Below are 8,747 nucleotides of genomic sequence, written 5' to 3'. Positions count from 1 at the left end.
TCGAAGGTGTGCGTGAACACAACCTGAAGAACGTCGCGGTCGAGTTCCCGCTGCAGCGTCTGACGGTGGTCACCGGCGTCTCGGGTTCGGGCAAGAGCACGCTGGTGCAGGACGTGCTCGTGCCGGCCCTGTTGCGCCACTTTGGCCAAGCGACCGAGACGCCGGGCGAGCACGACCGCCTGCTCGGCATGGACCACCTGGCCGGCGCCGTGTTCGTCGACCAGAGCCCGATCGGCAAGACGGCGCGCTCGAACCCGGCGAGTTATGTCGGCGCGTTCGACGAGATCCGCAAGCTTTTCGCCGTCGCGCCGCTGGCGCAAGAGCGCAGCTACACCGCGGGCATGTTCAGCTTCAACGCCGGCGATGGCCGCTGCCCGACCTGCGGTGGCTCGGGCTTCGAGCACGTCGAGATGCAGTTCCTGTCGGACGTCTACCTGCGCTGCCCCGATTGCGATGGCCGTCGCTACCGCGCCGAGATCCTCGATGTGAAGATCATCCGTGGCGATCGGCAACTGTCGATCGCTGACACGCTGGAACTGACGGTCAGCGAGGCCGTGCAGCTGTTCGCCAACGACCGCGAGGTCGTGCGCACGCTGCAACCGATCGTCGATGTCGGCCTGGACTACGTGCGCCTGGGCCAACCGGTGCCGACGCTGTCCGGTGGCGAGGCGCAGCGGCTCAAGCTCTCCGGCCACCTGGCCGAAGCGGCAGCGGGCTCTCGCCAGGCGGTGGCGAAGAAGGGTCAGCTCTTCATCTTCGACGAACCGACCACCGGCCTGCACTTCGACGACATCGCGAAGCTGATGCGCGCGTTGCGCAAGCTGCTGGACGCTGGCCACTCGCTGCTGGTGATCGAACACAACCTCGACGTGATCCGCGCCGCCGACTGGCTGATCGACCTCGGCCCCGAAGGCGGCGACGCTGGCGGCGAGGTGGTGGCCACCGGCACGCCGGAAGACGTCCGCGCCCATGCCAGCTCGCACACCGGCAAGGCCTTGCGCGACTACGACGGTGCGCTCGGCGTGAGCGAGAAGATGCACCCCGAGGGCGCCTACCTTGGCCGCAAGATCCGCGAACGGCGCGAGGAAGACGATTCGATCCGCATCGTCAACGCCCGCGAGCACAACCTGAAGTCGATGAGCGTCGACATCCCGCGCGGCAAGTTCAGCGTGGTCACCGGCGTGTCCGGCTCTGGCAAGTCGACGCTGGCCTTCGACATCCTGTTCAACGAGGGCCAGCGGCGCTACCTCGAATCGCTGAACGCCTACGCCCGCAGCATCGTGCAGCCGGCCGGCCGGCCCGAGGTCGATGCGGTCTGGGGCATCCCGCCGACGGTGGCCATCGAGCAGCGCCTGTCGCGCGGCGGCCGCAAGAGCACGGTTGCGACGACGACCGAGGTCTGGCACTTCTTGCGCCTGCTGTGGGTCAAGCTCGGCCTGCAGCACTGCGTGAAAGACGGTGCGCCGGTGATGCCGCAAAGCGCCGAGAGCATTGCCGCGCAACTGCTGCGTGACCATGCGGGTCAGCACGTGGGCCTGCTCGCGCCACTGGTCGTCAACCGCAAGGGCGTCTACACCGACCTGGCCAAGTGGGCCAAGGCGCGTGGCCACACCCACCTGCGCGTCGATGGTGAGTTCCTGTCGGTGGACCCGTGGCCGCGGCTCGATCGCTTCAAGGAACACACGCTTGAACTGCCGGTCGGCGACCTGGTCGTGCGAAAGGACAACGAGGCCGAGCTGCGCAGCCTGCTGAGCCAGGCGCTCGAGATCGGCAAGGGCGTGCTGCATCTGCTGCACCCGCTGGACGGCTTGGCCGGCACGATGGCGGCTGGCGGCAGCACCGCCCGCATCGGCCAGGTGACCGTCTTCTCGACCAAGCGCGCCTGCCCGGTCTGCGGCACCAGCTACCCCGAGCTGGACCCGCGCATGTTCAGCTACAACAGCAAGCATGGCTGGTGCACCAGCTGTGTCGGTACTGGCCTCACGCTGACGCGCGAGCAGCGCCAGGCTTTCGACGACACCAAACGCGACGACGACAACAAGGGCCGCGAGCAGAGTTTCCCGAGCGAGGAGCCGGAAGTCGAAGGCGTCGCCGGCGAGCCGTGCCCGGACTGCGAAGGCGCACGCCTGAACCCCGCCTCGCGCGCCGTGACCTTCTCGTCACTCGGCATCCACGAGGTGGCGCAATGGTCGGTGCGCGACACGCGCGCCTGGGTCGATGCGCTCAAGCTCGTCGGGCGTGAGGCTGGCATTGCGCGTGACGTGATCACCGAGATCCGCAACCGGCTCGAGTTCCTCGAAGAGGTGGGGCTCGGCTATCTGACGCTGGACCGGGCGGCGCCGACCCTTTCCGGCGGCGAAGCGCAGCGCATCCGGCTCGCGGCGCAGCTCGGCAGCAATCTGCAAGGCGTTTGCTATGTGCTTGACGAGCCGACGATCGGCCTGCACCCGCGCGACAACGGCATCCTGCTGAACGCGCTGCACAAGCTGGGCGACAAGGGCAACACGCTGGTCGTCGTCGAGCACGACGAAGACACGATCCGCCGCGCCGACCACATCATCGACATCGGCCCCGGTGCCGGCAAGCGCGGTGGCCGCCTGATCGCCGAGGGCACCGCGAAGGACCTGGCCGACCACCCGGATTCGCTGACCGGCCGCTTCCTGGCCAATCCGCTGAAGCATCCGCTGCACGAGCGCCGTGCGGTCACCGCGACCACGCCGCAGCTGGAACTGCGCGGCGCGGACCTGCACAACCTGCAGAAGGTCGACATCGACATTCCGCTGCAGCGGCTGGTCGCCGTCACGGGGGTGTCCGGTTCAGGCAAGTCGACCCTGGCGCGTGACGTGCTGCTGGCCAACTTGGCCACCGCGGTGGCGGCCAAGGGCCGCGGCGCGCCGCGCGAGTTCACGCTGACCGGTTGCTCGTCGCTCGGTGGTTGGGGCGCGATCGACCGCGTGCTCGAAGTCGACCAGACACCGATCGGCAAGACACCGCGCTCGTGCCCGGCCACCTACATTGGCTTCTGGGACCAGATCCGCAAGCTCTTCACCGAGACGCTCGAAGCCAAGGCGCGCGGCTACGCCGCCGCACGCTTCTCGTTCAACACCGGCCAGGGTCGTTGCCCGGGGTGCGAGGGCCAAGGCATGCGCACGATCGAGATGAGCTTCCTGCCCGACGTGAAGGTGCCATGCGACGTCTGCCACGGCCAGCGTTTCAACGCCGAGACGCTGGCGGTGAGCTGGCGCGGCAAGAGCATCGGCGACGTGCTGAACATGGAGGTCGACGAGGCCGTCGAGTTCTTCGCCAGCATGCCGTCGATCGCGCACCCGCTGCAGCTGTTGAAGGACGTCGGCCTGGGCTACCTCACGCTCGGCCAGCCGTCACCGACGCTGTCCGGCGGCGAGGCGCAGCGCATCAAGCTGGTCACCGAGCTCAGCAAGGTGCGGGACGACGTCACCCGCCGCGGCCAGAAGCCGCCGCACACGCTGTACGTGCTCGACGAGCCGACGGTGGGCCTGCACATGGCCGATGTCGAGAAGCTGATCCACGTGCTGCATCGCCTCGTCGTCGGCGGCCACTCGGTCGTCGTGATCGAACACGACCTCGACGTGATCGCCGAAGCCGACTGGGTCATCGACCTCGGCCCCGAAGGCGGCGCCGCCGGCGGCCGCGTGGTCTGCGCCGGCACACCGGAGCAGGTGGTCAAGGCAGGCACGCACACGGGCGTGGCGCTGAAGCCGGTGCTGGCGCGTTGAGGGGCCCGCGCTACCCTGCACGGTGGGTCGCCATGCTCCTTGTGGAGATCGCTGCTCTTGCGTCGCTCGGTGCGCGGGCGACGCCGGTGGCAGCTCCGGACGTGCCCAAGATGACCAAGGCCGCCAACGTGATCGTCGCCGGCCGCGTGATGACCTACCAATCCGGCCCCGTGTCGAACTGGACGGTGCCGGTCACGCTGACAGTGAGTGTCTCTCGCACGCTCAGGGGACCGCCGTACCCGACGGGCACGGTGTTGAAGGTGCGCTACGTCGACCGGCCCTCGTCCTACATCAACGTGAACCGGGACAGCTTTCGCCTGTTCTTCCTGCGCTGCTCGGCGGCCACCGTCTGTTCGCAAGCCACGCCACTTCACCTCGACGTGCCGGCCTTGCCGAAGGCGCAAGTGGCGACGCCGCCACCGGCCGATCCGGCGGAGCGCGTGCGCGACGAGTTGCTGGCTTTGGTGTCGGCCGATGACCAGGTCCTGGCCGGGCTCTCGCTCTCCTCGAGTGATGATGTCGAGCGCGCGTATTCCGTCCGGAGTGATGCGATGCGGCACTTGTCTGCGTTCCCGATGGCACCGATCGTCGACGAACTGAAGCGGCTCGCGCAGACACCCGCGCCTGCGCCACGCCTGGCGGCCTTGTCCTTGCTGGCCCTCGTCGATGACTACTCAATGCTCATGAAGGCCGACACCGAGATGCTGTACCCGATGCCCGCCACCGAGCGGATGGCGAGGCACCTGGCATCCGCGATCACCCGCTCGTCCAGCAAGGTTCCTCCCGAGCTCGTCGAGCCCGCGTCGCGTTGGCTCCGATCGCGTGACGTGGAGATTCGGCGTGGCGCAGCCTCGGTGCTGAGAGAGACCGGAACAGCCACGGCGGGCGCGTCGCTGGCTCGCTTCGGTCTGGACGACCCGGACCGCGAAGTGCGCTACTTCAGCGTAGGCGGGTTGATGGCGGCCTTCGGCGATGGAGCCTACCCATCGATCGACGTGTACGACCAGGACGAGCATCGCTACCTCGACCCGTGGCTGCGCTGGCGCGAAGCCAACCGGGCGGGAATTGAACAGGGCACCTGCTGCGAGCGGCCGAAGCCGCCGCCCAAACCCATGGGACGAGCGGTCCTCCTGCCATCGCCGCAGGACACCAGGTGAACGCCACGATCATGCGTCTTCATCGATACCTGCGGCACTGGCCGGTGCTCATCCTGGCCATTGCCGAGATGACGCTGGCCGCCGCCCCTGCCGGCACCCACGAACAGCCCATCGACCAGCCAGTCGAACTGGCGGTCTGGCAGCGGGGCTTTCGAGGGCATATCGGCAACAAGCCCGTTCATGTGCCGTCGCTGCGGCGGACCGGTGACCGCGTCGAGGGCGCCTACTGCTACGGCGCCTGCCAGCCGCAGACGGCCAGCCTACAGTTGAGTGGACGCTGGCACAACGATGCGCTGGTGCTCGATGAGGCTTTGCCGGGTGCCGCCGCCGTGCCGAAACCAACAGGTCACTGGTCGCTGCGGCCGAGTGGCGATGGATGGCGCGGAGAGTGGCGCAGCCCCCATGGAAAGCAACGCCATCCGATCACGCTCGAGGCTGAACACGCTGTCGATCCTTCCTACGAGCTGCGCCTGTTGGCTGCGTTCGTCCCGGGGGCGAGTGAAGAAGGCTGCGATGCGCAGTCGCCCCATGTGTCGGCGATTCACGTGTACCGTCACGGCGATCTACTGCAAACACTGGGCACAGATTCGCAGGGCACTTGCGGGATGTTCCTGCCGCAGCAGGTGGACATGAATTTCGACGGGCATGCGGATCTGGCGATCGCGTTGACGCTGCCCGCGGGGCCGAACATCCCGCATCAGTCCTGGCTGTTCGATCCCAAGGCGAAGAGGTTCGTGGACGCGCCTGCGACGCTGCAGGAAATCACCTCACCTGAATTCGACCCCAAGCATCGGATCGTCTATCACCATTGGCGAGGGAGCTGTTGCTCGCACGGCATCGAGACGTACCGATGGGAAGGCGACGAACTGGTGGCAGCAGGCAGCTGGGAGAGTCACCTGGTGCCCGTCTGGCGCGATGGCAAGCTGGGCTACATGTACAGCATGCCGACCTACGTTGACGGAAAGATTGAATACTCTCCGCGCATCATTCGAGATCGAGCCGGCGAATTGCGCCTGGACGGCGTCGAAATCCGGAAGCTCGAGCTCTACGACGAGCCTTTCGCCTTGGGGACGTCTCTTGCCGTGGATGTGTTCGCCTTGGGCTCCTCGGGCGAATCACGACTTGAAAGGTCGGAGGCGATGCGATGGCTTCGTCTGGACGACGGCAAAGGCAAGCGCTGGTGTCCTGATGTCGCGGCCTATGACCTCGACCGTCAGCGCATATCGCGGCACACCGTCGATACACCCGAGAGCTGCAGCGACACCGATCCCATGAACTGACGCGGGCGTGCCGGGTTGCCTGCTCATGACGTGTCCTTTCAGGCATCAAGCGGTGCAGGCGAGTTTGGCAACGCAGCCGGGGCCGTCAACCGTCGCCGCACCACAAACGTCGCCTTCACCCGCTCCGAAACCCGGAAGTAGGCGATCCAGATCGCGGCGGACACGACGGAGCGGACGAACTGGCCCCATTCCTGGTAGGTCACGCCGTCGGCGGTGGCTGGAATCAGCGAAGCCCAGACGTTGTCGATCAGCACCACGGCGACATGGGCCGCCAGTGTCGCGACGTACAGGCGAGGCAGGCTGGTGCGGCGGGTGAGGAACAGCACGGCCAGCAGCAGGTAGGCCGCCAGCATGCCGAGGTTGGCCACCAACTCGAACGCCAGCAGCATGGCGGTCAGCGGCTGGAATTCGCTGGTGCCTGCCGTCGTGATCGCGACCCAATGCTGGGTGCTCATCGACGGCCAGATGCCGAGCACGCCCGAACCAAAGTTGTACAGGCTCAGCGGAACGCCCAGCAGCGGCAAGATCAGCCAACCTCCCAGCGGCCAGGGCGCCGCCGGGCTGACCTGCGGCCGAGCGGGTGGCGGGTCCCAGTCATGGGCGCGGCGGGCCAGCCAGCCGAAGCCGATCAGGCACAGCGTGGCCAGCACCGCGGGCAGCCAGTGGGTCGGGCTGGTGTCGGTGCCGGCGGCGCCGGTGTCGTACTTGTAGAGCGTGTAGTAGGTGGCGTCTCGGGCCTTGCCGAGGTTCTCGGCATAGCGGGCCACCTGATCGGCTTCGACGTGGTCGGTGCGGGACTGGAAGTGGTCGGTCAGCGTCAGCGTGCGGTTGGCTTCGTCCCAGGCTTCGCTGCGCTCGAAGTCGAAGGCCGGGTCGTTGACGCGCGTCTTCTCGGCCTCGATGGACCAGTTCTCCGGCAGTTTGACTTCGGTGACCAGCAGCAGATCGGTCGGCGAGTTGAGCGACAGCGGTGAGTTGCGCACCAGGCTCTGCGGCCGCTGCAGGTACTCGCGCAGCTCGGCGCTGGGCACGGTGCCTTCAACCCGCTTGTGCTTGTCCGAGCGTTGCCAGAACTCCTTCAGCGTGTAGTGCTCCGTGACCTGCAATCGGTTTTCGGCCGCGTTGTCGTCGATGCGCATCGGCGCCGCCACATCGGTGGCGCCGAACTGGTTCACATAGAAATTCAGGTAGCTCTTCTGCAGGTCTTCGTGCCGGCGCGAGTTCAGCGTGGAACGCATGTCGTCGGCCGCGGTGCCGATGATCTCGGTGGTGACGGTGTAGCGCACCGGCTTGTCGAGGCCATCGCGGGAATCGATGACGGTGCGCACCACGCGGCGCCGCGTCTTCGCCTTCTCGCCGGCCATAGTCACCAGGCTGTCGGAGCCGGGGTCGACCACCAGCGCGCGACCGTAGTCGGCCTGCCCCAACTGCTCGAGCTCACCCTGCTGCGGTGGGCGCGTCGGGTCCAGCCAGTAGTCGCGGCCATCGAGCCGGGCCCGCAGCAGCACGTGGTTGAACGCCGTCGGCGCGGGCCGGTTGGCCTCGATCGCGTGGCGCATCGTCGTGTGCACCAGCGCCGGGTGGGCCTCGATGCCCATGGCGCGCAGCAGCGCAATGGTCAGCAGCGTCTTGTCCTTGCAGTCGCCGTAGCGGCGCTCCAGCACCAGCTCGGGTGGATTGGGGGCATGCGAGCCGGGGCCGACCTCGATGCCGAGGTAGCGCACCTCGGTTTGCACGTGGCGCAGCGCGGCGGCCAGCCGCTCGGCTGGTGTCGCATGGGCGGCGGAGAGCTGCGCAGCCACAGCGCGCACCCGCGGTGTCGGCTGGCCCGGCAGTCGGTACAGCGGCACGGCCCAATCGGCCACGGCGCGCCAGTTGGCGAACTCGCCCCATTCGACGAACGGGTAGGGGTCGAACCAGGCCGGGGCATCGTTCTCGACGATGCGGGCGTCGACCGCCCGCAGGTCCCAGCTGAAGATGCGCTGGCCGGCAGCGTCCTCTTCGCGGCCCGGCGCTGCCTGGTTGTGCAGCAGCCAGTGCAGAGGACGGCCGGCGGGCCAGAGCAGACGCGCGTGCAGCCGCTCCACCGGCACATCGAACTGGAAGTCGAAGCGGCCGCCGTGGCGGTTGCCGAAGACCGGGTTGCTGCCGCGCAGGCTGTAGGCGTATTCGACGACGTCGCCGACGCGCACGTCGTCGAGAAACACATGGGCCGTGCGCGAGCCGTCGTAGATCAGCGACTCCAGCGCCGACTCGCGCTGCAGCACACGCACCTGCGCGGTCGGCAGCTTGGCGATCACCGCATCGCCTCGCCGGATGTTGATCGCGTGCAGCGTGAGCTTCTGGTACGAGGGGTCGAAGCCGATCTCGATGTTGGCAATCGATTCGAGGCCGACTTCGTTGAGCGCCTTCGACGCCAGGTGCCGGTAGCTGGTCTTGTCGTGGGCATCGACGCGCTGTTGCACGTCGAGCAGCAGGTATTGCACGCCCTTGGCCACCTGCTGGGCGGGCAACTGGCGGCCGGCTTCGGGTGTCAACGGCACGACCCATGGCGC

Annotated in this window: 4 protein-coding genes; 3 read left to right on the top strand and 1 reads right to left on the bottom strand. The window is 67.6% G+C overall.

Annotated elements, in window-relative coordinates; translation table 11 throughout:
• The 3 genes from uvrA to VFY73_RS07745 form a co-directional block, all read left to right on the top strand.
• A partial coding sequence (uvrA, locus tag VFY73_RS07755) for an excinuclease ABC subunit UvrA (RefSeq protein ID WP_329717354.1) occupies positions 1–3,755 on the top strand: 3,755 nt, incomplete at its 5' end.
• Between the two features lie 110 nt (positions 3,756–3,865).
• Positions 3,866–4,912 (top strand): hypothetical protein, encoded by a 1,047-nt coding sequence (locus tag VFY73_RS07750; protein ID WP_329717353.1) that lies wholly within the window; start codon positions 3,866–3,868, stop codon positions 4,910–4,912.
• Entirely contained in the window at positions 4,909–6,192 is a 1,284-nt protein-coding gene (locus VFY73_RS07745) for an XAC2610-related protein (protein ID WP_329717352.1), read from the top strand. The genes VFY73_RS07750 and VFY73_RS07745 overlap by 4 nt, the downstream gene beginning before the upstream one ends.
• A gap of 38 nt (positions 6,193–6,230) precedes the next feature.
• On the opposite strand, the gene VFY73_RS07740 is transcribed toward VFY73_RS07745, so the two are convergent.
• On the bottom strand, positions 6,231–8,747 hold a 2,517-nt coding region (locus tag VFY73_RS07740), incomplete at its 5' end, for a DUF3857 domain-containing protein (RefSeq protein WP_329717351.1).

It is taken from the genome of Ideonella sp. (assembly GCF_036277275.1).
Taxonomy (GTDB): Bacteria; Pseudomonadota; Gammaproteobacteria; order Burkholderiales; family Burkholderiaceae_C; genus Ideonella.
Note: the sequence above shows the minus strand (reverse complement) of the source record. Positions and strands in the feature narration are given on the sequence as shown.